At 70.3% G+C, this 22,358-nt stretch carries 19 protein-coding genes and 2 pseudogenes; 10 read left to right on the top strand and 11 right to left on the bottom strand.

The annotated features are described in order from the left end of the window. Positions 1 to 21 precede the first annotated feature (21 nt). The 5 genes from ACGFMK_RS42790 to ACGFMK_RS42770 all read right to left on the bottom strand — a co-directional run bounded on the left by ACGFMK_RS42790 (position 22) and on the right by ACGFMK_RS42770 (position 8,071). The gene (locus ACGFMK_RS42790; RefSeq protein ID WP_392775671.1) at positions 22 to 1,821 is read right to left on the bottom strand and encodes a glycoside hydrolase family 6 protein; all 1,800 of its coding nucleotides are present in this window, start codon (positions 1,819 to 1,821) and stop codon (positions 22 to 24) included. A gap of 53 nt (positions 1,822 to 1,874) precedes the next feature. Next, the gene (locus ACGFMK_RS42785; protein ID WP_392775669.1) at positions 1,875 to 3,416 is read right to left on the bottom strand and encodes a cellulase family glycosylhydrolase; all 1,542 of its coding nucleotides are present in this window, start codon (positions 3,414 to 3,416) and stop codon (positions 1,875 to 1,877) included. 10 nt (positions 3,417 to 3,426) lie between these two features. After that, positions 3,427 to 6,342, bottom strand: a complete 2,916-nt coding sequence (locus ACGFMK_RS42780) for a glycoside hydrolase family 48 protein (protein ID WP_392775666.1) — start codon at positions 6,340 to 6,342, stop codon at positions 3,427 to 3,429. 202 nt (positions 6,343 to 6,544) lie between these two features. Further along, positions 6,545 to 6,820 (bottom strand): hypothetical protein, encoded by a 276-nt coding sequence (locus ACGFMK_RS42775; protein ID WP_392775663.1) that lies wholly within the window; start codon positions 6,818 to 6,820, stop codon positions 6,545 to 6,547. A 255-nt stretch (positions 6,821 to 7,075) separates the two neighbouring features. Then, positions 7,076 to 8,071 carry a LacI family DNA-binding transcriptional regulator gene (locus ACGFMK_RS42770; RefSeq protein ID WP_392775696.1) on the bottom strand — a complete coding sequence of 332 codons (996 nt, stop codon included), beginning with the start codon at positions 8,069 to 8,071 and terminating at the stop codon, positions 7,076 to 7,078. A 249-nt stretch (positions 8,072 to 8,320) separates the two neighbouring features. Between ACGFMK_RS42770 and ACGFMK_RS42765 the strand changes: the two genes are divergently transcribed. From ACGFMK_RS42765 to ACGFMK_RS42735, 7 genes and pseudogenes are all read left to right on the top strand, one after another. Further along, entirely contained in the window at positions 8,321 to 9,622 is a 1,302-nt protein-coding gene (locus ACGFMK_RS42765) for an ABC transporter substrate-binding protein (protein WP_392775660.1), read from the top strand. A gap of 4 nt (positions 9,623 to 9,626) precedes the next feature. Continuing rightward, positions 9,627 to 10,616 (top strand): carbohydrate ABC transporter permease, encoded by a 990-nt coding sequence (locus ACGFMK_RS42760; RefSeq protein ID WP_392775657.1) that lies wholly within the window; start codon positions 9,627 to 9,629, stop codon positions 10,614 to 10,616. Continuing rightward, positions 10,613 to 11,470 carry a carbohydrate ABC transporter permease gene (locus ACGFMK_RS42755; protein ID WP_392775654.1) on the top strand — a complete coding sequence of 286 codons (858 nt, stop codon included), beginning with the start codon at positions 10,613 to 10,615 and terminating at the stop codon, positions 11,468 to 11,470. The genes ACGFMK_RS42760 and ACGFMK_RS42755 overlap by 4 nt, the downstream gene beginning before the upstream one ends. Further along, positions 11,467 to 12,879: a GH1 family beta-glucosidase gene (locus ACGFMK_RS42750; protein WP_392775653.1), complete on the top strand. Its 1,413-nt coding sequence runs from the start codon at positions 11,467 to 11,469 to the stop codon at positions 12,877 to 12,879. Before ACGFMK_RS42755 ends, ACGFMK_RS42750 begins: the two co-directional genes overlap by 4 nt. A gap of 127 nt (positions 12,880 to 13,006) precedes the next feature. After that, on the top strand, positions 13,007 to 14,770 hold the full coding sequence (locus tag ACGFMK_RS42745) for an IlvD/Edd family dehydratase (RefSeq protein ID WP_392775650.1): 1,764 nt from the start codon (positions 13,007 to 13,009) through the stop codon (positions 14,768 to 14,770). Positions 14,771 to 14,842: 72 nt separating this feature from the next. Then, positions 14,843 to 15,154 (top strand): DUF3040 domain-containing protein, encoded by a 312-nt coding sequence (locus ACGFMK_RS42740; protein WP_392775647.1) that lies wholly within the window; start codon positions 14,843 to 14,845, stop codon positions 15,152 to 15,154. After that, a pseudogene (locus tag ACGFMK_RS42735) lies at positions 15,151 to 15,652 on the top strand (uracil-DNA glycosylase family protein). Before ACGFMK_RS42740 ends, ACGFMK_RS42735 begins: the two are co-directional and overlap by 4 nt. Here the strand turns inward: ACGFMK_RS42735 and ligD (ACGFMK_RS42730) are convergent. From ligD (ACGFMK_RS42730) to ACGFMK_RS42715, 4 genes are read right to left on the bottom strand one after another with little or no spacing between them, the layout of a single operon-like run. Continuing rightward, the gene (gene ligD / locus ACGFMK_RS42730) at positions 15,645 to 16,508 is read right to left on the bottom strand and encodes a non-homologous end-joining DNA ligase (protein WP_392775645.1); all 864 of its coding nucleotides are present in this window, start codon (positions 16,506 to 16,508) and stop codon (positions 15,645 to 15,647) included. The pseudogene ACGFMK_RS42735 and the gene ligD (ACGFMK_RS42730) overlap by 8 nt on opposite strands. Further along, a complete protein-coding gene (gene ligD, locus ACGFMK_RS42725; protein WP_392775643.1) occupies positions 16,505 to 17,452 on the bottom strand; it encodes a non-homologous end-joining DNA ligase in 948 nt (315 codons plus the stop codon). The genes ligD (ACGFMK_RS42730) and ligD (ACGFMK_RS42725) overlap by 4 nt, the downstream gene beginning before the upstream one ends. Then, positions 17,449 to 18,375, bottom strand: coding sequence for a Ku protein (locus ACGFMK_RS42720; RefSeq protein WP_392775641.1), 927 nt, complete (start codon positions 18,373 to 18,375; stop codon positions 17,449 to 17,451). The genes ligD (ACGFMK_RS42725) and ACGFMK_RS42720 overlap by 4 nt, the downstream gene beginning before the upstream one ends. Before the next feature lie 52 nt (positions 18,376 to 18,427). Next, positions 18,428 to 18,640 (bottom strand): hypothetical protein, encoded by a 213-nt coding sequence (locus ACGFMK_RS42715; RefSeq protein WP_392775638.1) that lies wholly within the window; start codon positions 18,638 to 18,640, stop codon positions 18,428 to 18,430. Positions 18,641 to 18,833: 193 nt separating this feature from the next. Between ACGFMK_RS42715 and ACGFMK_RS42710 the strand changes: the two genes are divergently transcribed. Continuing rightward, positions 18,834 to 19,043 carry a hypothetical protein gene (locus ACGFMK_RS42710; protein ID WP_392775635.1) on the top strand — a complete coding sequence of 70 codons (210 nt, stop codon included), beginning with the start codon at positions 18,834 to 18,836 and terminating at the stop codon, positions 19,041 to 19,043. A gap of 700 nt (positions 19,044 to 19,743) precedes the next feature. Here ACGFMK_RS42710 and ACGFMK_RS42705 read toward each other — a convergent pair. Both ACGFMK_RS42705 and ACGFMK_RS42700 read right to left on the bottom strand, forming a co-directional pair. Continuing rightward, positions 19,744 to 20,472 carry an ANTAR domain-containing protein gene (locus ACGFMK_RS42705; RefSeq protein ID WP_392775633.1) on the bottom strand — a complete coding sequence of 243 codons (729 nt, stop codon included), beginning with the start codon at positions 20,470 to 20,472 and terminating at the stop codon, positions 19,744 to 19,746. A gap of 197 nt (positions 20,473 to 20,669) precedes the next feature. Continuing rightward, on the bottom strand, positions 20,670 to 21,629 hold the full coding sequence (locus ACGFMK_RS42700) for a TIGR03557 family F420-dependent LLM class oxidoreductase (protein WP_392775630.1): 960 nt from the start codon (positions 21,627 to 21,629) through the stop codon (positions 20,670 to 20,672). Between the two features lie 107 nt (positions 21,630 to 21,736). Between ACGFMK_RS42700 and ACGFMK_RS42695 the strand changes: the two genes are divergently transcribed. Next, positions 21,737 to 22,066: a plasmid stabilization protein gene (locus tag ACGFMK_RS42695; RefSeq protein WP_392775628.1), complete on the top strand. Its 330-nt coding sequence runs from the start codon at positions 21,737 to 21,739 to the stop codon at positions 22,064 to 22,066. A 62-nt stretch (positions 22,067 to 22,128) separates the two neighbouring features. Next, positions 22,129 to 22,358, top strand: a pseudogene (locus ACGFMK_RS42690) (anti-sigma factor); the annotation flags it as partial.

The following is a 22,358-nucleotide window of genomic DNA, read 5'->3' as shown; positions in this document are numbered from 1 at the left end:
CCGGCCCGGGAGACTCGTTGGTTACTGCACCGCCGGGTAGGCGTTCTGGACCAGCTGCTCGAACTGGGCCTCGAACCACTTGCCGGACAGCGGCGAGTTCGGCAGGGCGCCGGTCAGGTTGCCGCCGTTGGCCTGCTGGCTGCCGTGGAAGGTCGGGTCGCACATCTGGTCGAAACCCTTGCCTTCGTCGTTCGGGATCTGCGAGCTCGCGCCGTCGGACTCACCCGGCGGCTTGATCCAGACGTAGGCGTCGAAGTGCGCCGCGGGCGACGCGGTCGGCCGCGTGCCCAGGCCCGCTCCGCTCTGGTTGCACCAGTTGCCGCGGTGCAGCCGCCGGTCGATCCGGCCGGAGTCCACATAGCTGTCCACGGTGGACCCGGACGCGCCGCTGGGCCGGGCCGAGCCGCCCCAGCCGTTGCGGGAGGTGTCGATCAGCATGCCGATGCCGCTCGGCAGGCCCGCGGAGACGAACGCGTTGTACATCGCCGTCGCGAACGGCACCTCGGCGAAGTACGGGTTCCACTGGTAGAACGTCGCCGACTTCAGGGGCTGGCCCCCGACGTTGAGGTTCGGGTCGGGCAGGTTCGGCTCGGTCAGCGGGGTGTAGTTGGCCGTGTCGCTGATGAACCCGTCGATGCTGTTCACCCCGGCCGTCGTGCCCTGCAGCACCTGCTTGACCAGGTTGACGAACGGGCCGAAGTTGCTGTCCCAGCCCAGCCACGCCGAGTGTGCGATGTCCAGGTAGTTGTAGACGTTGGAGATCGCGTGCAGCTTGTTCAGCGCGTACTGGATGCCCTGGGTGTAGGCCCCGGTCGACTGCGCTTCGGCGCACTTGGCCGTCGCGGTGTTGGTGATCAGGTTGGGCAGCGAGTCCGGTTCGACGACCGCCACGACCCGCAGCGGCGCGTACTTCGCGTCCGACAGGATCGAGGCGATCGGGTCGATGTACTCGGACTTGTACCGGGCCAGGCCGTTCGAGCCGGCCTGCAGCTCACCGTTGGACGCCAGCGCCGCGCAGTCGCGGTTCGGCAGGTCGTAGACGACGATCTGGATCGTCACCGGCGTCCCGCCGCTCTGCTGGGCCAGTGCCGCGTCGAGGTGCCCGCGCAGGCCGCGGGCGCTGGACGTGCCCTCGATGGCCGCGATCCGGTCCAGCCACACGGCTGTGGACGTGTTCGCCACCTTGGCCATCTGGGTGCCGAGCGTGCCGCCCTTGGCCGCGGCCGCGGCGCTCACCTCGGCCGACCAGTCCGGGTTCACGTACCCCTTGGCCCCGGCGTACGGGTTGTCCACGTGCGTGCCCGGCTGGGTCGGCGTCGTGGTGGTCGTCGGTACCGTGGGGGTCGTCGGCGTGGTCGGGGTCGTCGGCGTGGTGGTCGGGGTGCCCGTGCTGCCGTCGCAGTGGACGCCGTTGAGCGAGAACGACCCCGGGATGTCGTTGGTGCCGGTGTACGAGCCGTTGAAGCCGAAGCTCGCGGTCGCGTTCGACCCGAGCGCGCCGCCCCACGACGGGTTCTTCGCGCTGACGTGCTTGCCGCTCTGGCTGAACGTCGCGCTCCAGCCCTGCTGCACCTGCTGGTTGCCGGCGAAGTCCCACTGGACGTCCCAGCTCGTGACGGCGTCGCCCAGGTTGGTCACCGCGACGTTCGCGGTGAAGCCGGTGTCCCACTGGTTGACGGTGTAGGTGACCTTGCAGCCGCTGGCGGCGGCCGCCGGGCTGCCGCCGGCCACCACCAGGCCGGCCACGACGGCCGCGGCCGTCACCGAGGACGCCACGGCGAGCCGTGCCTTCCTCTTCGCGGACCAGAATTCACTCTTCATCGAGTGCGCTCCTTCGGGTTGGGGGGTCGGGTTGGGGGATCAGGTTGGGGGGATCAGGAGGTGCAGGGGGTGGCACCGACGGCGAACCCGGTCGGCGTGCCGCTCGAGGCGCCGGTCGCCTGGAAGCCGATCGACGTCGAAGCGCCGCCGGCCAGGTCGGGCGCCCAGGTCGGCGCCTTGGCGGTCGCCTGCGTGCCGGTCTGGCTGACGGTGGCGCCCCAGCCGCCGGTGATCTGCGTGCCGGACGGCACGGCCCAGCCGAGCGACCAGGCCTTCAGCGGAGAGGTGCCGGTGTTCTTCAGCGTCACGGAGGCGACGAAGCCGCCTTGCCACGTGTTGTCGACGTGGTAGGTGACCGCGCAGCTCACCGCGGGCGGCGGATCGGTCGGGCCGCCGCCGCCCGAACCCGTCGGCGGGATCAGGTACGGCTGCAGGATCGCCTGCTTGGCCTGGTTGACCGTCGTCCAGTCGTCGTTGAGGATGCCGCCGGTGTCCCCGGAGTTGGGGTTCCACGACCAGTACGTGAAGCTCATCCCGGTCGCCCCGGTCCCGGCGTACTTCATCAGTTCCTGCAGCCAGACCTTGTCGCGCGGGTCGGCGAGGGTGGTGCCGAACTCGCCGAGCAGCACCGGCGCGATGTTCTGCTTCTGCAGGTAACCGAAGAAGTGGTCCCACAGCGCGGGCAGGTTCGCCGGGAACGACGGGTCCGAGAACCACGGCTGGGCGAACACCGACGTCGCGTACTCGTGCGCCGAGTAGACCAGCTTGTCCGCTTTGGACAGTCGCACCGGGAACTGCCGGGCGCCGGAGAGGTTACCGCCCCACCAGCCGCACTGCGGGTCGCCGGTGCCGCTGACGCAGTCGACACCCTCGACGATGACCAGCCAGTCCGGGTTCGCGGCCAGGACGGCGTTGCCGCCGCGTTCGGCGGCTAGCCGCCAGTCGGTCGCGGTGTCGCCACACCCCCAGCACGCGCCGCCGCCACCCTGGATCGAGTGCGGCTCGTTATGCAGGTCGGCGCCGATCACCGTGGTGTTGCCCTTGTAGTGCTGGGCGAGCATCGTCCAGTCGGAGAGCCAGCGGCTCTCGGGGTAGGCGCTGGTGTACCAGAGCGCGGACTGCGCGCCGGAGTCGGGCCGGTGCTGGTCGAGGATCACGCGCATGCCCTTGGTCCCGGCGTACCCGATGATCTTGTCGAGCACCTGCAGCCCGGAAAGCCCCTGCAGGTCCGGGTTCTGGACGGCGTCGATGCTGTTCGGCTTGACACCCGGGTCGAAGAGCTGGTTCGAGTACGGCAGCCGCAGCGTGTTGTAGCCGAGGCTCGCCATCTGGTCGAGCATGTCCCGGTAGTTGCGGCTCCACAGCCCGTGCGGCGAGTAGTTGCCGGTCTCGGCGCCGAACCAGTTGACGCCGGTCATCCGGACGGGCGCGCCGGTGGCGTCGACGAGCTGGGAACCGGCGGCGTGCCAGTACCCGGTGCCGGTCCCTTGCGCGGCGGCCTGTGTCGTGGCTTGCGGGGCCGCGGTGGCCGGGGACGCCGTGAGAACGGCGCCCCCGACCAGTGCGGCGACCGCGAATGCGAGCAGTCGCTTCATCGAGTGCCTTTCAGCCGAACAGGGCGACGTGCGCGGCGAACGCCGTGGCGATCTCCGACTGCGCCCAGAACCGGTGGTAGGTGAACGTCGGCGCGGCGCCACCGTCCAGGTAGGCCTGGACCTTCGGCCACTGCGGGTCGCTCTTGTAGAAGGACCGGATCGAGGTGAACGTCGAGGAGGCGTTGATCGGGTCGCCGTTCGGCATGGTCCCGGTCCAGCCCGCCGGGACGTAGAGCCCCTGGTCCGTGGTGGCGTTGTAGGTGTCGTCGAACCGGTTGTAGTCCGTCCGGGTCTCCGGCACCGCGATGCCCTGGGTGTCCGCGTTGGCCGACAGCGCCGTCAGCAGCTGCTCCCCCACCGTCTTGGCCTGGGCGTTGCCCGAGCCGGCGGCGTAGTAGAGCAGCGTCTTCGACAGCGAAGCCGCGACACCGACGTCGGTGCTGTAGTTCTTCACCGTGACGTGCAGGCCGGTGTTGCTCCCCGGGCTGGTGGCGTTCCAGGTGTCCGGCGCGCCGCTCCAGGTCAGGTCGGACGGGACCTGGAAGCTCCCGCCGGCGCCGACCGTGGTGCCCGCGATGGCCCACGGGACCCACTTGTCGAGGATCTTCTTGGCCCGGGCGTCCTTCGTGGCCTGGTAGTACTCGGCGATGCGTTCCATGCCCCAGGTCTGGAACCCGAACCACTGGTTGCTCGGCGGGTCGTGCCAGACCGGCTGCTGGTCGTAGAACATGCCGTAGAACGTCGGCGTGCCGGACGGCGGCGTGCCGTACTGGCCGTCCCAGCTGTTGGTCGCGCCGCCGGCGAGGCCGCCTTCGGACGACTGGAGCCACTGCAGGAACTCCATCTGCCGCCCGAGGCTGGTCGCCCAGTCGCTCGCGCCGGTCGACGAGGTCACCTTCAGGCCCGGATCGGTCGACAGCGCGTACGCGGCGAGCGGGTTCTGGTAGCCCTGGTGGGCCGCGCCGTCGCCGATGCGCCAAGCCCAGGCGTTCTGGTCGAGCGAACCGCCCCAGGCGTAGTACCACGAGATCAGGTAGTGCTCGCTGTCCTTGCCGGTGCCGGCGGGGCAGCTACTCGGGTTGACACAGTTGCCGATCTTCTTGAAGTACTTGTCGAACAGCGAGTACCGCAGGTAGTCGCCCATCTTCGAGGCCTTCTTGACGACGGCCGCGACGTCGGCGCTCTTGCCCTGTTCCTGCGCCCACTTCTCGGCCTGGAAGGCGACCTGAACGGCGCGGGCGTCCGCGTCCGGCGCGTCGGTGTACTTCCACTGCTTGGCGTAGGACGTGTCGCCGGTGAACAGGTCGAGGTACCCGTTCTTGCCGCCGTACTTCAGGGTGTCGCAGCTCGGCTGGGTGACGGTCTCCCAGACCGACTCCTGCGAGCCGCGCTGGAAGGTGTTGATGAACGCGGGGGCGGTGTTCGTGCCGTCCTCGCAGTGGCCGAACTTGTAGATGTTGTCGACGTCGAGCAGCCAGTGCATGCCGTAGACGTCCGGTGAGCCGTAGGCTGCCTTGAGCTCGGCCGCGATCGGGTCCTTGCCGACCGGGACGCCCGACTGCAGCTGCGACGGGTACGACTTCGGGCTCGGGTACTCCGCCGCGTACGTCGCCGGCTTGCTCGCGTCGTAGCCGGAGTTACCGCTCTGGTCGGCCGCGGACGGGATCGCGTACGTCTCGATCGACGTCCACGCCGCGTTGAACGGCGCCCAGTCCCCGGTGACCCGGCCGTAGCCCGCCTCCAGCCAGAGGTAGTAGCTGAACGCTTCCGACGTCGTCTCGTGGCCGTAGTCGGGCGCCTCCACCATCAGCGTCTCGATGGAGTGGTAGGGCACCAGGATGTTCCCGAACTTGCGGAAGTAGCCGTTGTTCGGGTCCTTGATCTTGTTGTACTGCTTGAGGAACTCGACCTGGTAGTCTGATGTGGACGGCGAGATCTCGGTGACCGTGACGGTGGCCGCGGTGTAGCCGTTGCTGCTCGCGGTGAAGGTCGCGTTGCCGAGCGCGCCGCCGTTGTCGGCGCTGGCGACGGTGACGTTCTGCGGCGTGCTCCAGTTCGCCGTCGTGAAGGTGAGGCTCGCCGGGGTGGCCGTCAGGTCGGCGCTGCCCGCGCTCCTGGCGACGGCGACGGTGACCGGGCCGGCCGGCGCGCCGGCGAGGGCGACGCCGAAGGTCGTCGTGCCGCCCTGCTTGACCTGCGCGGTCGCCGGGGTGGCGACGATCGTGGGGCCGGCCAGGACCTTGACGCTGACCGGGTTCGAGCTCGTGGAAGCGTTCTTGTTGTCGTAGGCCTTCGCCGTGATCGAGTAGGTCCCGGCCGGGACGTTGCCCCAGCTGCCTTCGAACGGCGCTGACGTGTCGGTCGCGAGCAGCGTGTCACCGGCGTAGAACTCGACCTTGCTGACCGTGCCGTCGGTGTCGGCCGCGGTCGCGGCGAGCGGGATCGTGGCCGGGGCGTAGTAGGTGCCGGTCGAGGACGGCGACGTCAGGCTGACGGTCGGGGCCTTATTGGCACCGGTGCACGCCGAGCCGTTGACGGAGAAGTCCGTCGGCGGGCGGTTGGCGGATCCCTTGGTGCCGTTGAAGCCGAAGCTGGTGCTGGCCCCCGTCCCGAGGTGGCCGTTGTAGGAGAGGTTCGTCGCCGTGACCGCGGCGCCGGTCTGGGCGAAGGTGGCGCTCCAGCCCTGCTGGACCTTCTGGCCGTCGAGGAACGTCCAGCCGACCTGCCAGCTGTCGAGGGGCGCACCGTCGTTCCGCAGCGAAACGTTGGCCGTGAACCCGGTGTCCCAGTCGTTGGTGGTGTAGGTGACGGAGCAGGCCACGTCGGCGGCGAGCGCCGGTGGCACGGGGACGAGCAGGGCGGCCAGGACCACCGAACTCGCGACCAGCGGCAGTACGCCGGCCTGGATGGGATGAGGGGAACGCATGGCTGCGGAACTCCTTTGTCCGTAGGGAGCCAGCGATCTGGGAGCGCTTCCAGGCGCAGACGGTAGCCAGCCGGAAACGTGCCTGTAAAGAATCGAGTCAGAAGCCCACGGCGATCCCGGCCGCGACCGTCAGCGACCCGCGAGTAGCCAGCCCGCTGAACACTCCTGAACGGCGGCGCCCGTTGGTCGCCTCACCACCCGTTCAGCCCAACCTCCCGATCACGCGGCGTGCACGCAGGGCCTCGGCTTGCGCCAAAGGCGTACACCTGAACCAGGAGCGCTCCCAGACCCCGTCGAAGCATTCGACACACACCCACTTCGCGTCCTCCCCCGGCGTACGCAAGTCGTCCGCCCGGGTACGCGTGTCGTCCATCCAGGCACGCGTGTCGTCCATCCAGGCACGCGAGTCGTCCATCCCGGTGCGCGTGTCGTCCGCAGGGGTACGCGTGTCGTCCATCCCGGTGCGCGTGTCGTCCATCGGATCACCCGTGTCGACCCTCCAGGTACGCGAGTTCACCTCTTCCCGCCGTGCAGGAAAGGGGCATCGCCCGTGACCAGCGGGGCATCACCCGTGATTGGGGAGGCATCACTCGTGATCAGGAGGTCGACACACGTGATTGAGGGGTCGACACGCGTACCGGGACGGACGACTCGCGTGCCCAGGCGGACGACTCGCGTACCCGGGCGGACGACTCGCGTACCTGAAGGGTCGGCTCGGGGCTCGAAACCGGGGTCAGCTGGAGGCGCGGACCGCCAGGGAGACCGGGAGGACCTGCTGGCGGGGCTTGAGACCCTGGTCGTCGAGGAGCTGGAGCATGGTCTCGACCATGGCGTGGACCTGCTCACGCGGGTCCTGGTGCACCGAGGTCAACGGCGGGTCCATGGCCGGGGCGAGGGTGGCGTTGTCGTCGAAGCTGACCACCGCGATGTCCTCCGGGATGCGGCGCCCGGCCGCGTCCAGCGTGCGCAACGCGCCCACGGCCATCATGTCGCTGGCGACGAACACCGCGTCCAGGTCCGCGTGCCGGGTGAGCAGGGCGGACATCGCGTTCGCGCCGCCCGAGAGCGTGAAGTCGGCCTCCGCGGCCAGGTCGGCGGGGTCGAGCCCGGCGTCGAGCAGCGTCTTGCGCCAGCCGGCGAGCCGGTCGATCGCGGCGCTCTGGTCCTGCGGTCCGGCGATCGTGCCGATCTTCCGGCGCCCGGCCGCGACCAGGTGTTCCACGGCCAGCCGGGCGCCGCCCTCGTTGTCGAAGTCGACGACGTGGACGCCGCGGCGGAGGCCGGCCGCCTGCCCGCCGAACACCACCGGGATCCGCAGCAGGCGCAGCGCCTTGGGCAGTGGGTCGGACCGGTGCGGCGCGAACACGAGCGCGCCGTCGACGTGCCCGCCTTCGAGGAACCGGACCGTCCGGCTGAGGTCTTCGCGGGTGTCACTGAAGATCAGGACCATCTGACGGCCGATGTCGGCCAGCTCCCGGTAACCGGCGCGCATGACGGCCGTGCGGTACGGGTCGTCGAGCAGCCGGGCCTCCGGCTCCGAGAGCACCACCGCGATCGCCCCGGTCCGCCGGGTGACCAGCGACCTGGCCGCCTGGTTCGGGGAATAGCCCAGGTCACGGGCCGCGGCCTGGACCTTCTCCCGCGCCGCCGCGCTGACGTAGGCGTCGTCGTTCAGCGCCCGTGACGCCGTCGACCGCGACACGCCGGCGAACGCCGCGACGTCCTCCAGCGTCGGCCGTTCTTCATCCCCTGCTCGAGGCCCCACGGCACCGCCCTCGCTCCTGCCACCACCCGGACGACCCCAGCTTAACGTTCAACGATCCTCCGGGACCGGGAGCGCTCCTCGCAGGAAACGCTCCGGTTACGCCCCCTTGACACGGTCAGAACCCGCAAGCAGACTCTGCGACACCTGGGAGCGCTCCCAGAACGGCTCCCAGCAGTGAGAGCGCTCATTCCCGTCAACAAGGTGGTTGGACACGTGAGAACGATCCGGAACGGCCTGGTCCTCGCACTGGGCATCACGATGACGGCGCTCGGCGCCACGGCCTGCGGTGGCGGCGGTGACGCGACACCGCCGGCGGCCGGCCCCAACGAGCACGTGGACCTGACGCTGGCGACGTTCACCGAGTTCGGCTACGAGGCGCTCATCCCGGAGTACGAGCGGCTGCACCCCAACATCAAGATCACCCACCGCAAGACCGGCCAGGGCGGGCCCTACCACCAGGACCTGATCACCAAGCTGGCCGCGGGCTCCGGCCTCGCCGACGTCACGGCGGTCGAGGAGGGTCACCTCTCCGACGTGCTCGACAAGGGCTCGAAGTTCAACGACCTCACCAAGATCGGCCCCGCCGACGCCTCCCCCGACCGCTGGCTCGGCTGGAAGTACGACGCCGCGAAGACGAAGGACGGCAAGGTCATCGGCTACGGCACCGACATCGGGCCGCTCGCCATGTGCTACCGCAAGGACATGTTCGCCGCGGCCGGCCTGCCGACCGACCCCGAGCAGGTCAAGCCCCTGTTCGCCACCTGGGACAGCTACTTCGCCGCGGGCGCGGACTACGTGTCCAAGACGAAGGGCAAGGCCTGGTTCGACTCGGCCGCGCAGAACTTCAACGCCATGGTCAACCAGCTGCCGACCGGCTACATCGGCACCGACGACAAGCTCGCCGTCGAAGGCAACCAGGGCATCAAGGACGCCTGGACGAAGGTCACCGACGCCGTTGCCAAGGGCGAGTCGGCCAAGCTGACCGCGTTCAGCAACGAGTGGAACTCCGGCTTCAAGCAGGGCGCGTTCGCCACGAAGGTGTGCCCGGCGTGGATGCTCGGCGTGATCAAGGAGCAGGCCGGCCCGGAGAACTCCGGCAAGTGGGCGGTCACCGCGGCCTTCCCCGGCGGCGGCGGCAACTGGGGCGGTTCGTACCTGACCGTGCCGACCCAGTCGAAGCACCCGAAGGAGGCCGCCGAGCTCGCGGCCTGGCTGACCGCGCCGGAGCAGCAGATCAAGGCGTTCCAGGCCAAGGGCACGTTCCCGAGCCAGGTCAAGGCCCTGTCGGACCCCGCGCTGCTGAGCCAGACCGACGCCTACTTCGGCGGCGCGAAGGTCGGCGAGCTGTTCGCCGAGCAGGCCAAGAAGGTCCAGAAGCCGCAGTACAAGGGCCCCGGTGACGGCCAGATCCAGGAGAACGCCTCCAGCCCGGCGCTGCAGGCGGTCGAACAGGGCAAGTCGGCGGCGGACGGCTGGCAGCAACTGGTCGACTCGGCGAAGAAGATCACCCGCTGACCTCATGACCGTCATCGACAAGGTCGCGCCGGAAGGGAGTAAGGCCGGGGAGCGCACGTCTCCCCGGCCCACCTTCCGGCACAAGCTGAGCCGGTGGGACGTCAAGGTATCGCCGTACCTCTACGTCGCGCCGTTCTTCATCGTGTTCGGGGTCGTCGGGCTGTTCCCGCTGCTGTACACCGCGTACGTCTCGCTGTTCAAGTGGAAGGCCGGGGACGACAACCCGGACTTCATCGGCGTCGACAACTACAAGGAGCTGTTCGGCGACGGGCAGTTCTGGAACGCGCTGGGCAACACGTTCAGCATCTTCCTGCTCTCCAGCATCCCGCAGCTCGTCATCGCGATGGGGCTCGCGGCGCTGCTCGGGAGCAGGCTGCGTGGCGCGACCGGCTGGCGCGTCGGCATCCTGCTGCCGTACGCCGCGAGCCTCGTCGCGATCGGGATCATCTTCGCGAACCTGTTCGGGCCGAAGTACGGCCTGATCAACGGTGTGCTGCAGACGATCGGGCTGGACCCGGTCGACTGGCAGGCCAGCCGGTTCGGCAGCCACGTCGCGATCGCGATCATGGTGAACTGGCGCTGGACCGGCTACAACGCGCTGATCGTGCTGGCCGCCATGCAGGCCATCCCGAAGGAACTGCACGAAGCCGCGCTGATCGACGGCGCCGGGACGTGGCGGCGGTTCTTCAACGTGACGCTCCCGCTGCTGAAACCGACGCTGATCTTCGTCACCATCACCTCCACGATCGGCGGGCTGCAGATCTTCACCGAGCCCAAGCTGTTCGACGCCATGCCCGGGTCGAACAACGGCGGCTCCACCAACCAGTTCCAGACCGTGACGCTGTACCTGTACCAATCCGCGTTCGAGAACTACAACCTGGGCTACGCCTCGGCGATCGCCTGGGTGCTGTTCGTGATCATCGTGCTCATCGCGCTGGTGAACTTCCTGCTCACCGGCCGGCTGGCCCGCACCCCGGCGGTGAAGAAGAAATGACGACTATCCAGAGTGGACTGCGCAGGAGCGTCGCCACCCTCGGGAAACCGCGCAAGGCGACCTACTGGGTGCTCGCCATCTTCGTGCTCGGTTCGCTGTTTCCGTTCTACTGGTCGTTCCTGGTCGCCAGCCGGGACAACGGGATGCTCACCGAGCGCATCCCGCCGTTCATCCCCGGCGGCAACTTCTTCGCCAACGCTTCGCGGGTGTTCGACACCGTGCCGTTCTGGAAGGCGCTGGCCAACAGCGTCATCGTGTCCGGCACGGTCACCTTGACGACGGTGCTGTTCTCGTCCCTGGCCGGGTTCGCCTTCGCGAAACTCCGGTTCAAGGGGCGCAACGGGTTGTTCGTGTTCATCGTCATCACGCTCGCGGTGCCCACCCAGCTCGGCATCATCCCGCTGTTCATCGCGATGTCGAAGCTGGGCTGGGCCGGTGGGCTGCAGTCGGTGATCGTGCCCAACCTGGTCACCGCGTTCGGCGTGTTCTGGATGCGGCAGTACACAGTGGACGCACTGCCGTACGAGCTGATCGAGGCCGCGCGCGTCGACGGCTGCAGCATGTTCCGGATCTTCTGGAACGTCTGCCTGCCCGCGGTGCGCCCGGCGGCGGCGATCCTGGCGATGTTCACGTTCATGACGTCCTGGAACGACTTCCTGTGGCCCCTGGTGGTGCTGGACGCGGGCAACCCGACCGTCCAGGTGGCGCTGGAGAAGCTGCAGAGCGGTTACTACGTCGACTATTCGCTGGTGCTGGCCGGCACGACCCTGGCCACCATCCCGATCCTCATCGTCTTCCTCCTGCTCGGCCGCCAGATCGTGGCCGGGATCATGCAAGGTGCCGTGAAAGGGTGACCATGTCCGTACATCCCGACAGCGTTCGGGCCGAGACCGCTTTGATGTTCCCGCCCGCCTTCGTCTGGGGCGCCGCGACCGCGGCGTTCCAGGTCGAAGGGGCCACCACGGCCGACGGGCGCACCGACTCGGTCTGGGACGTCTTCGCGCGCCGTCCGGGTGCGGTCAAGCGCGGCGACACCGGGGACCCGGCCGCCGACCACTACCGCCGCTACGGCGAGGACGTCGACCTGATGCGGCGCCTGGGCCTGGGCGCCTACCGCTTCTCGCTGGCCTGGCCCCGGGTGCGCCCGGACGGCGGCGCCCCGAACGCCGCCGGGATCGCGTTCTACGACCGGCTCGTCGACCGGCTGCTGGAGGCCGGGATCGAGCCGTGGGCGACGCTCTACCACTGGGACCTGCCGCAGGCGCTGGAGGAGCAGGGCGGCTGGACGTCGCGCGACACCGCGTACCGCTTCGCCGACTACACCGAGACGGTGCTGGCCCGGCTCGGCGACCGCGTCGCCAGCTGGTCGACGCTCAACGAGCCGTGGTGCGCGGCGATGCTCGGGTACGCCGGCGGCATCCACGCGCCCGGCCGCACCGACCACACCGCCGCCGTCGCCGCGACGCACCACCTGCTGCTGGGGCACGGGCTCGCGATGGACATCATCCGACGGCACGCCCCGGACGTCCCGGCCGGGATCACGCTCAACCTGTACCCGGTCGCGCCGCACGACCCGGCGAACGCCGCCGACGTCGCCGCGTGCCGCCGGATCGACGGCCTGCAGAACCGGCTGTTCCTCGACCCGGTGCTGCGCGGCGGCTACCCGGAAGACCTGCTCGAGGACCTGGCACCGTTCGGGATCGGCGACGTCGTCCGGCCCGATGACAGCGCTGTCATCGCCGCGCACGTCGACTGGCTCGGCGTGAACTACTACCGCGACTACCGCGTCGCGGGCGCGCCGGTGCCGGGCAGCGAGCCGGCGGGCCCGGAGTGGGTCGGCGCGGGCGACGTCCACTTCGTGCCGGATCCCGCCGCGCCCCGCACCGACTCGGGCTGGGAAGTCCAGCCGGCCGGGCTGACGGAGTCGCTGCTGCAGGTCCACCGCGGCTACCGGCCGGTGCCGCTGTACATCACGGAGAACGGCGCGGCCTACCCCGACGTCGTCTCCGACGGCGGTGAGATCGTCGACACCGACCGCGTCGCGTTCCTCGACTCCCACCTGCGCGCGGCCCACGAGGCCGTCGCCGCCGGGGTCGACCTGCGGGGCTACTTCTACTGGTCGCTGCTGGACAACTTCGAGTGGGCGGAGGGCTACGCCAAGCGGTTCGGCCTGGTCCACGTCGACTACGCGACCCAGGTGCGGACGCCGAAGCGCAGCGCGCACTGGTACTCGCGGGTCATCGGCCTCAACGGCCTCGGCTGACGCGGGCCCACAGGCAAGTCCGTGAATGTCGCATTGAGGGACTTGAAGTCCCTCAATGCGACATTCACGGCTTTCGCCGCCCAAGCGAAGGGTGCGTTCCGGCGTCGGCACCGCCAGACTGGCCGGTATGGGACTGCGCAGCGAAGCTTGGTTCAACAACCCCGCCGACCCCGGGATGACCGCGCTCTACCTCGAGCGGTACATGAACTGGGGCCTGACCAGGGAAGAGCTGCAGTCCGGGAAGCCGATCATCGGGATCGCGCAGACCGGCTCGGACCTCAGCCCGTGCAACCGGCACCACCTCCAGCTGGCCGACCGGACGCGGGAGGGGATCCGCGAGGCGGGCGGGATCGCCGTCGAGTTCCCCGTGCACCCCATCCAGGAGACCGGCAAGCGGCCGACCGCCGCGCTGGACCGCAACCTCGCCTACCTGGGGCTCGTCGAGACGCTCTACGGCTACCCGATCGACGGCGTCGTGCTGACCACCGGCTGCGACAAGACGACGCCGGCGTGCCTGATGGCCGCCGCGACCGTCGACATCCCGGCCATCGTGCTCTCCGGCGGGCCGATGCTCAACGGCTGGCACAACGGCGAGCGCACCGGGTCCGGCACGATCATCTGGAAGGCGCGGGAACTGCTGGCCGCCGGGGAGATCGACGACGCCGGGTTCATGGAGCTGGTCGCGTCGTCGGCGCCGTCACCGGGCCACTGCAACACGATGGGCACGGCCTCGACGATGAACGCGCTCGCCGAGGCGCTCGGGATGAGCCTGCCCGGCTGCGCGGCCATCCCGGCGCCGCACCGCGACCGGGCGCGGATGGCCTACCGCACCGGGCTGCGGATCGTCGAGATGGTGCGGGAAGACCTGAAGCCGTCGGACATCCTGACGCGCGAGGCGTTCGAGAACGCCATCGTCGTCAGCTCGGCGATCGGCGGGTCCACCAACGCGCCCATCCACATCGGCGCGATCGCCCGGCACATCGGCGTCGACCTGCCGCTGACCGACTGGCAGCGGCTCGGGTACGCCGTGCCGCTGCTGGTCGACCTGCAGCCGGCGGGCAAGTACCTCGGCGAGGAGTTCCACCGGGCCGGCGGGGTGCCGGCCGTCGTGCACGAGCTGATGGCCCACGGGCTGATCCACGAGGACGCGCCCACGGTCAACGGCCGGAGCATCGGAGACAACTGCCGTGACGCCGAGGCCGGCGACCGCGACGTCATCCGGACGTTCGGCTCCGCGCTGGTGACCGACGCCGGTTTCCTGGTCCTGCACGGCAACCTGTTCGACGCCGCGATCATGAAGTCCAGCGTGATCTCGCCGGAGTTCCGGCGCCGCTACCTGGCGGGCGGGGTGTACGAGGGCACCGCGGTCGTGTTCGACGGCCCCGAGGACTACCACGCCCGCATCGACGACCCGGACCTCGGCGTCGACGAGGACTCGCTGCTCGTGATGCGCGGCACCGGCCCGCTCGGCTACCCGGGCTCGGCCGAGGTCGTCAACATGCGCCCGCCCGCCGAGCTGATCAAGCGCGGGGTGCGCGAGCTGCCGTGCCTGGGTGACGGCCGCCAGTCGGGGACGTCCGGCTCGCCGTCGATCCTCAACGCCTCCCCCGAAGCCGCGGCCGGCGGCGGCCTCGCCGTGCTGCGGACGGGCGACCGGGTGCGCATCGACCTCGGCGAAGGCACCGCGAACGTGCTGATCCCCGACGAAGAGCTCGCCCTGCGCCACAAGGAGCTCGAGGAGGCGGGCGGGTACCAGGTGCCCGCGTCGCAGACGCCGTGGCAGGAGATCCAGCGGTCGATGGTCGACCAGCTCTGCGACGGCATGGTCCTGCGCCCGGCCGTCGCGTTCCAGCGGGTGGCCGCGAAGGGCGTTCCGCGCGACAACCACTGAAGACCGGAAAACCGCTGCTTGGAACCGGCGCCGAACGGGTAACTCCCCGGTAGCCGAGCGAGGAGGACCCCGATGCTGCCGGACCGTGACCGCCAGACCCTGAGCGCGATCGAGGCGGAACTGCTGGCGAGCGATCCCGCGCTCGCGGAGGTGTTCAGCGGCCGCGACATGCGGCAGGCCCGGCGCTGGAGCCTCCTGCTCATCCTGTCCGACATCACGGCCGTGGTGATGCTGGTCGTCGGCCTGTTCGCCCGGGACGCCGGCCTCGTGCTCTGGGGCACGGTCGCCGCGGGCGCGCTCGTCGCCTGGCACATCGCCCGCTCGGAGTCGACCCGCAAGGCGACCGCGGACGACTCCGAACCTCCCCTGACCTCGCTGCGCTGAGAGCTGCTGGACCACATGCCGCACGCCCGTGGTGCGGAGCCGGGTGCCGCGGCTGTGCCCTCCACCAGGACGCCACGCAGACCGTGTTCGGCGAAGGAGGACGAAGCAGGCTTCGACCGCCGTTCCCTGTACCTGACCAACGCCGTCAAGCACTTCAAGTTCAAGCGCGACGAACGCGGGAAGCGCCGAATCCACCAGAAGCCCTCGCGCACGGAGGTCGTCGCGTGCCGGCCGTGGCTGCTGGCGGAGCTGCGCGCGGTGCGGCCGGACCTGGTGCTGTTCCTGGGGGCGACCGCCGCGCAGGCGTTGCTGGGGCCGGAGTTCCGCGTGACCGCCCATCGCGGCGAGCCGGTCGAGCCGTCCGATGACGTCGCCGAGCTGCTGCCGGCCGCGGTCGCGACGGTCCACCCGTCGGCGGTCCTGCGTGCCCCGGACCGCGACGAGGCCTACGCGGCCTGCGTCGCCGATCTGAAGACGGCTCGCAAGATCCTCAGCTGAGCGCGGCCAGCGCCGCCTCCGCCGAACCCGCGTGCTCGCCGATGTCTCGCCACGGGTCGTCCTTGCGGGCCAGCCGCTGCCGCATCTTGGACGGGCTCCAGCCGTCCGGCTCGGCCCGGCCCAGCTCCGGCCAGTCCAGCGGCGTCGCCGCGGCCGCACCCGGGCGCGCCCGCAGCGAGTACGGCGCGACGAACGTCTGCGCGTACCCGTTCCGGTTGGCGTCCAGGAAGATCCGGTCGCCACGCTTTTCCTTGCGCTGGGCCGTCGTCAGGCGGTCCGGGTCGTCGGCGGCGACCCGGTCGGCCAGCGCCCGCGACAGTTCGAGCACGACGTCCGTGTCCGCCTTCGCGTCGAGGGGCGCGACGACGTGGAAGCCGCGGCCGCCGGTCGCCTGGACGAACGGCGTCAACCCGGCTTCCCGGTAGTGGTCCCGGATCCGCCGGGCGACGGCGCGCAGCTCGGTGACCGGCGTGCCGTCCGGCGGGTCGAGGTCCAGCACCAGGCGGTCCGGCCGCTCCGGCGCGTCCACTGTGGACAGCCAGACGTGGAACTCGAGCGTTCCCTGGTTCGCCAGGTACTCCAGCGTCTCCGCGTCGTCGCACACGACGTACTCGTCCGTGCCGCCACCCTTCCGGGGGACACGCTCGACGCGGATCCGGTCCGGGAAGTGCTCCCCCGGGTGCTTCTGGAACCAGCCCTGCCCGGTGATGCCGTCGGGGAACCGCCGCAGCGTCAACGGGCGGCCGCGCAGGTGCGGCAGCATCACGTCGGCGACCGCGCGGTAGTACTCGACGACGTCACCCTTCGTGATCCCGTCGTCGGGGTAGAACACCTTGTCCGGGTGGGAAACGTTCACGGCCGCTCCCGCACGACGTCCGCCGCCTTCTTGTCCTCGCGCAGCCCGGCGAACCGCGGGTGCCGCAGCCGCCCGTCGCGCGTCCACTCCGCAAAGCCGATCTGCGCGACCAGGTCCGGGCGGACCCAGTGCGCCCCGGGCTCCTTGACCGGCCCGCCGAACGGAGATCGCCCGACTTCCCGCTCCTTCAGCTGCGCGTGCAGCGACGCCAGCATCTTCTCGTCGAACCCGGTGCCCACTTTGCCGGCGTACTTCAGGGCGCCGTCCTCGTGGTAACCGAGCAGCAGGGCGCCGAAGCCGTGCCGCGCGCCCTGCGGGTCGGTGAACCCGCCGATGACCAGCTCCTGACCCCGCGCGCACTTGAACTTCAGCCACTCGGGGGTCCGCCCGTGCCGGTACGGCGAGTCCGCCCGCTTCGCGACGACGCCCTCCCAGCCCCGGCGGCACGCCTCCTCGAAGAACTTCTCCCCTTCGGCGTTCCGGTGCGTGGACAGGCGAAGGGGGTCCTCGAAGTCGAAGGCGTCGCGCAGCAGGGCCTTGCGCTGCCGCAACGGCAGTGCGGTCGTGTCCTGGTCGTCGTAGTACAGCAGGTCGAACAGGTAGTAGTAGACGCGCACGCCGGTGGCCCGGGCCCGGTCCGGGTCGGCCACGTGGATCCGGGGCTGCAGCGCGGCGAAGCTGGTGTTGCCGCGTTCGTCGAACGCGACGATCTCGCCGTCCGCGACGAACCTCGGCCCGCCCTGGGACGCCAAGGCCTCGACGAGCTCGGGGTAGGCCTTGTCCATCACCTTGCGGTTGCGCGAGTACAGCGTCGGCGGGCCCGAGTCGCGCACGCAGAGCGCACGGACGCCGTCCAGCTTGCGCTCGAAGATCCAGCCGTCGTCGGAGAACCGGCGATCGGTGAGCGTGGCCAGGGTCGGTTCGCGCCAGCCGGGGCCGGTCACGACGCCTTCAGCGCCTTCTCCAGCTCCGTCCGCGTCATCTTCGACCGGCCCTTGACCTTCTTCTCGCGCGCCAGCTTGTCGAGCTCGGACTTGGACAGCTCCGCCAGGTCCGGCGCCTTCTTCTTCGCCGGCTTCTTGCCGCCGCTCTTGCGGCTCTTCACGCTGCGCGACAGGGCCTCGAACAGGTCGACGACGTCGGCCGAGGTCTCCGGCGGCTCCTCGTGGGCGATCTCCTTGCCGGACTTCTTGGCCTTGATCAGGTCCTCGACGCGCTCGGAGTATTCGTCGCGGAAGTCCCCGGGTTTCCACGGCGCGGTCATCTCGTCGACCAGGGACAGGGCCATGTCGAGTTCCTTGGGCCGCGGTTTGGGCAGCTTGGGCAGCCCGCCCATGACGTCCTTGGGTTTCCGCAGGTCCGCGACGAAGTGCAGGGTGTTGAGGACCATCACGTCCTCACCGGCGCGGACCGCGCAGAGGTACTCCTTGCCGCGCAGGACGAACTTCGCGACCCCGGCCTTCTCGCTGCGGTCCATCGCCTGCAGCAGCAGGCCGTACGCCTTGGCGAAGTCCTCCTTCGCCGGCTTCAGCCAGTACGTCCGGTCGTAGAACCACGGGTCGATCTCGTCGAGCTCCACGAACTGCTCGATGTCGATCCGCCGCGACCGCTCGGGCGCGATCTCGTCCAGTTCGTCGGGCTCGACGAGCACGTGGTCGCCGCCGCCGAGGTCGTAGCCCTTGACGATCTCGTCCCGGGTGACCTCGTCGCCGGTCCGCTCGTTGACCTTGCGGTTGCGGATCCGGTCGGACGTGCCGCGTTCGAACTGGTGGAAGTGGATCGTGTGGTCCGCCACCGCGGGGTACAGCTCCACCGGGACGGTGACCAGCCCCAGGCTCAGGGCACCGCTCCACACCGGTCTGACCATGACGACCTCCTCACCGCCCTCCGATACCCGGGCGCGGGTGAGTCGAAACGGCTCAGGCGACTTCGGTACTCGTACCGGTGCTCTCCCCACCGGCGCCGCGGTGCAGGCCCAGCATCTCCAGCAGCAGGGCGCAGTCGTCGGCGTCCGTGGCCCCCGCCGCGACGGCCAGCGCCGCCTTCCGGCGCGTCCGCTCCTGGTCCGGCGAGTCCCCGCCGTCCAGCAGCAGGTCCGCCACCGGGCGCAGGTCGTTCCGCTTGTCCCTCATGTCGTGCTCCCCTCCGGTCGATCCCCGGCCAGCTCTCCGCGCGATCCGGCTACCCCGCATCACCCTGCCCAACACAGGTGTCACCGAACGGCGCACGGGAGACGTCGATCGTTGGGCCGAACGAGTGAAATCGGTGGGCCCCCGGCCAGGAATCGGCAAGGTTGGTGAGACCCACGTCACACCAGGAGGCCGGATGGGCACCCAGATCCGCATCAGCCGCGAGGACGACTCGCTGCCCTGCGAAGTCTGCGGGTTCCCGACCATGCACGTGGCCCAGGTCGTCGCCGACGACGGCCGCGTACTCGGCCGCACCCTGGTCTGCACGACGTGCTCCCGCAACCGGCCGCGCCCAGAAGCGGTACCGCAGGCCGACGCGCCACCGGACGAGGTCCCGACCAGCTGAGACCGCGATCTCGCACCGGCCCCGGACTCGCGGAGCACCTGCCCAGCGGGCGGCTGCCGGCTGGGGCCGATTCCGGGGCGTTGCGATCCCAGCGAGTGGCCAACACACCGCCGGGATCGGCCGACCCGGCGCCCGGAGCAGCCAACACGCTGCCGCAAGCGGCCAACACGCCGAACGGCGGTCACGCAAAGCGGCGATCCTCGGCGAGTTGGCCACTCCGGGCAGTGTGTTGGCCACTCGCGTCGGCGTTTTGGCCATTCCGGGCGGCGTGTTGCCATCCCGAGCAGTGTGTTGGCCGCTCCGGACGGTGTGTCGACCACTCCCGGCGGCGTGTTGGCCATTCCGGGCCGTGTGTTTGCCGTCCCGGGCAGTGTGCTGGCCGTCCCGGCGGCGTGGTCACTGCTCCGGCCCACGTGTTGGCCCCTCCGGGCAGTGTGTCGGCCGCTCCGGGAGGCGAGCTGGCCGATCCCAGCGGCGCGGTCACCGCTCCAGCCCATGTGTTCGCCCCTCCGGGCAGCGAGCTAGCCGATCGCGGCGGCGTGGTCACCGCTCCAGCCGAAGTGGTGGCCACACCAGTCGACGCAGCGGCCCGCTCCGGGCCACCCGGTGCAGGCCGCGTTGCCGGTGCGGGCCGCGCTGCCGGAGCCGGTCGCGCGAAGCCGGCAGCCCCGGGCGAGCCGCGGAACCTGGCCACCCAGCCTCAGCTTGTCGTGGCCACCGCCGCGACGAACTCCGCTGCCACCTCGTGCAGCTTGCGGTTGCCGTCCTGCGAGCGTTTGACCAGGCGCTGGAACGCGTCCTCCGCCGTGATCCGGTGGGCCGCCATCAGGATCCCCTTCGCCTGCTCGATCACCGCGCGCGTCTCCAGCGCCCGGTTGAGCTGCTCGATCAGCTCCCGCGACGCGAAGTAGCGGCGCGCGCTGCGCAGGCCGAACACCACCGTCGCGGTGTACAGCTCGAGGATCTTCGTGCCCAGCTCGCTGAAGCCGTGCTCGCCGAAGCCGAAGAGGTTCACCGCGCCGGACATGTCGTCGGCGACCGTCAGCGGGGCGGCGAGAAAACTCGCCACGCCCAGCTGCTCGGCCGAGGACACGAACTGCGGCCACAGGTCCCCGACCGCGCCGACGCCGACGCGGACCGGCTGACCCGTCTCGGCGGCGCGCAGGCACGGGCCGTCGCCGATCCGGTACTGCTCGCGGTCGAAGTTGACCGCCCGCTGGTCGGTGCTGGCCACCGTCTCCGGTTCGCCGTCCCGGACCAGGGTGATGCTCGCCATGTCGGCGCCCGGCACCACCTGCACGGCGTGGTCGCAGACCGCCTGCAACATCTGTCCGAGGTCCAGCTGCGTGTCCAGCATCGCGGTCAGCGACTCCATCGCGACCGTGACTTCGTCCAGCCGTGCGGTGAGCTGCTCCTGGCCGCCCGTCATCCTGGTAACGCCCCTCTACTCGTTCTCAGGGCGCTCTAGACCAGGGAGGACCCGGGCGCGCGCCACAGTGGGCCGCTAGCGCTTTAACGGGTCCAGCGCGAGGTTACTGCATCCCGGTGGCGGCGGGCGCAAGCGGCCACCACGTCCGCGCGCCGCGCCGCCATTCGGAGCAGTACCCGATCCGTCCGAAGTGGACTTCAGGCCAGGGCCGGCAGCAGCTCCTTCTCGGCGAAGTCGAGGAAGCCGTCCTGCTGGTCGCCGCCGATCTGGATCAGCGCGACGTCGGTGAAGCCCGCCTTTTCGAACTCGCGGACGCCCGCGACGATCGGCTCGACGTCCGGGCCGCAGGGGATCGAGCCCGCGACGTCGTCCTCCCGGACGAACTGGGTCGCCCCGGCGAAGCCGGCCGGGCCGGGCAGCTCGGCGTTGACCTTCCAGCCGCCGGCGAACCAGCGGAACTGCTCGTGGGCGCGCTTCACCGCGGCATCGCGGTCGGTGCCCCACGACACCGGCAGCTGCGCGATCTTGCGCGACGCCGGGCCGGGCCGGGCGGCGTCCCATTCCCGCGCCAGGTCCGCGTCCGGCTCGACGGCGATCATCGCGTCGGCGACCGGGGCGAACCGCCGGATCGACTGCGCGCCGGACACCGCCACCCCGATCGGCGTGCGGATTTCCGGCAGGTCCCACAGCTTCGCCGAGTCGACCCGGAAGTGCTTGCCCTCGTAGCTGAAGTAACCGCCGTCGAAGAGCCCGCCGATGATCTGGACGGCCTCGGCGAGCATGTCGTGGCGGACGTTCGCCGGCGGCCAGCCGCGGCCGACGACGTGCTCGTTCAGGTTCTCACCCGCCCCCAGGCCGAGGGTGAACCGCCCGCCGGACAGCGCCTGCACGGTCGCCGCCTTCTGGGCCACCACCGCCGGGTGGTAGCGCATGGTCGGGCACGTCACGAACGTCATCAGCTCGGCGCGCTCGGTGACCTGCGTGACGGCGCCCAGCACGCTCCAGGCGTAGGGCGAGTGGCCCTGTTCGGCCAGCCAGGGTGAGTAGTGGTCGCTCATCACCTCGAAGGCGAAGCCGGCCTGTTCCGCGCCGGCGGCGTACCGCACCAGGTCGTTCGGGCCCGCCTGCTCGGTCATCAGGGTGTAGCCGATCCGCATCGGAGCCTCCTCTCGTCGCCCGCCGCGTACCCGGCCCCGGTGATGATCAACCGGGGCGTTTGCCCGGACGCGGAGCGGGTATTCGACGACCATCGAAGGGAGTGGGCATGCCTCAGTCGTGGAGCGGTAAGCGCGAGCGCCAGTACGAGCACATCAAGGACTCGCAGGAAGACCGCGGCGCGAGCCCGAAGCGCGCCAAGGAGATCGCGGCCCGGACGGTGAACAAGAACCGGGCCCGGTCGGGCGAATCGCGGGAAGCGAGCCGGACGTCCCTCGAGGACAAGTCCCCGCAGCAGCGCGGCGGCGAGCGCTCCGGCAACCGCAAGGGACCGGGCGGCCCGACGAGGGACCAGCTCTACAACGAGGCCAGGAAGCGGAACATCGACGGCCGCTCCAAGATGAGCAAGAAAGAGCTCGAGCGGGCACTCGGCCGGTGACGGTCCCCTCGAGTCCGCAACGCGACGTGTCGGGGTTCCCCCAGATGGGTAGACAGTCCGGTATGGAAGAAACACGAAGTGGCACGTCGGGCGGCCAGCCGTCCGCCGACGGCCTGCTCGACGAAGTGGTGGAGCTGCGGCTGCCCGCCATGGCCGAGCAGATCCCCCTGGTCCGGATGCTCACGCACGGCATGGTCTCGCGCGCCGACTTCGGCCTGGACGCCATCGCGGACGCCAAGATGGCGGTCGACGAGGCGTGCGCCCAGCTGGTCCAGCTAGCGGAGCTCGGCAC

The organism is Amycolatopsis sp. NPDC049252 (assembly GCF_043197175.1).
Lineage (GTDB): Bacteria > Actinomycetota > Actinomycetes > Mycobacteriales > Pseudonocardiaceae > Amycolatopsis.
Note: the sequence above shows the minus strand (reverse complement) of the source record. Positions and strands in the feature narration are given on the sequence as shown.

What these genes read in the sequence shown, in the direction of transcription:
- ACGFMK_RS42790 (WP_392775671.1), bottom strand. Translation starts at nt 1,821, where the DNA reads ATGAAGAGTGAATTCTGGTCCGCGAAGAGGAAGGCACGGCTCGCCGTG.
- ACGFMK_RS42785 (WP_392775669.1), bottom strand. Translation starts at nt 3,416, where the DNA reads ATGAAGCGACTGCTCGCATTCGCGGTCGCCGCACTGGTCGGGGGCGCC.
- ACGFMK_RS42780 (WP_392775666.1), bottom strand. Translation starts at nt 6,342, where the DNA reads ATGCGTTCCCCTCATCCCATCCAGGCCGGCGTACTGCCGCTGGTCGCG.
- ACGFMK_RS42775 (WP_392775663.1), bottom strand. Translation starts at nt 6,820, where the DNA reads ATGGACGACACGCGCACCGGGATGGACGACACGCGTACCCCTGCGGAC.
- ACGFMK_RS42760 (WP_392775657.1), top strand. Translation starts at nt 9,627, where the DNA reads ATGACCGTCATCGACAAGGTCGCGCCGGAAGGGAGTAAGGCCGGGGAG.
- ACGFMK_RS42755 (WP_392775654.1), top strand. Translation starts at nt 10,613, where the DNA reads ATGACGACTATCCAGAGTGGACTGCGCAGGAGCGTCGCCACCCTCGGG.
- ACGFMK_RS42745 (WP_392775650.1), top strand. Translation starts at nt 13,007, where the DNA reads ATGGGACTGCGCAGCGAAGCTTGGTTCAACAACCCCGCCGACCCCGGG.
- ACGFMK_RS42740 (WP_392775647.1), top strand. Translation starts at nt 14,843, where the DNA reads ATGCTGCCGGACCGTGACCGCCAGACCCTGAGCGCGATCGAGGCGGAA.
- ACGFMK_RS42720 (WP_392775641.1), bottom strand. Translation starts at nt 18,375, where the DNA reads ATGGTCAGACCGGTGTGGAGCGGTGCCCTGAGCCTGGGGCTGGTCACC.
- ACGFMK_RS42715 (WP_392775638.1), bottom strand. Translation starts at nt 18,640, where the DNA reads ATGAGGGACAAGCGGAACGACCTGCGCCCGGTGGCGGACCTGCTGCTG.
- ACGFMK_RS42710 (WP_392775635.1), top strand. Translation starts at nt 18,834, where the DNA reads ATGGGCACCCAGATCCGCATCAGCCGCGAGGACGACTCGCTGCCCTGC.
- ACGFMK_RS42705 (WP_392775633.1), bottom strand. Translation starts at nt 20,472, where the DNA reads ATGACGGGCGGCCAGGAGCAGCTCACCGCACGGCTGGACGAAGTCACG.
- ACGFMK_RS42700 (WP_392775630.1), bottom strand. Translation starts at nt 21,629, where the DNA reads ATGCGGATCGGCTACACCCTGATGACCGAGCAGGCGGGCCCGAACGAC.
- ACGFMK_RS42695 (WP_392775628.1), top strand. Translation starts at nt 21,737, where the DNA reads ATGCCTCAGTCGTGGAGCGGTAAGCGCGAGCGCCAGTACGAGCACATC.